Origin of the sequence: Aphanothece microscopica RSMan92 (assembly GCF_046613545.2) — a bacterium.
Lineage (GTDB): Bacteria > Cyanobacteriota > Cyanobacteriia > PCC-6307 > Cyanobiaceae > NIES-981.
This window is the reverse complement of record NZ_JBKKKY020000612.1, coordinates 1-413: the sequence shown is the minus strand read 5'-3', so window position 1 is coordinate 413 and position 413 is coordinate 1. Positions and strand designations below refer to the sequence as shown.

At 64.4% G+C, this 413-nt stretch carries 2 protein-coding genes; one reads left to right on the top strand and one right to left on the bottom strand.

Annotated elements, in window-relative coordinates; translation table 11 throughout:
• Positions 1 to 206: 4a-hydroxytetrahydrobiopterin dehydratase (locus ACLD7X_RS19310; RefSeq protein ID WP_411425293.1), on the top strand; the 206-nt coding region annotated here is incomplete at its 5' end.
• Here the strand turns inward: ACLD7X_RS19310 and ACLD7X_RS19305 are convergent.
• Positions 166 to 413: hypothetical protein (locus ACLD7X_RS19305; RefSeq protein ID WP_425625541.1), on the bottom strand; the 248-nt coding region annotated here is incomplete at its 5' end. The genes ACLD7X_RS19310 and ACLD7X_RS19305 overlap by 41 nt on opposite strands.

Below are 413 nucleotides of genomic sequence, written 5' to 3'. Positions count from 1 at the left end.
CCAAGACCTTCACCTTCCGCAACTTTGTCGAGGCCTGGGGCTTCATGTCCCGCGCCGCGCTCTGGGCGGAAAAGCTCAACCATCACCCGGAATGGTCGAACGTCTACAAGACGGTCAACGTGGTCCTGACCACCCATGACGCGGGCGGCCTGACCGACCTGGACGTCAGGCTGGCGTCGAAGATGGACGCGCTTTCCGCCGCTTGACCGCCTCGCGCCACAAGGTGAACAGCCCCGCCGCGACGACGATGGCCGCGCCGATGACGACATGCGCCTCAAGCGTTTCGCCAAACACCCAGACGCCCACGGCCACTGCAAAGACGAGCTGGAAATAGGCGAATGGCTGCACCGCCGATGCCTCGGCCACCTCGTAGCATTTGATGAGGAGCCAATGCCCCGTGGCCCCCGTGACAC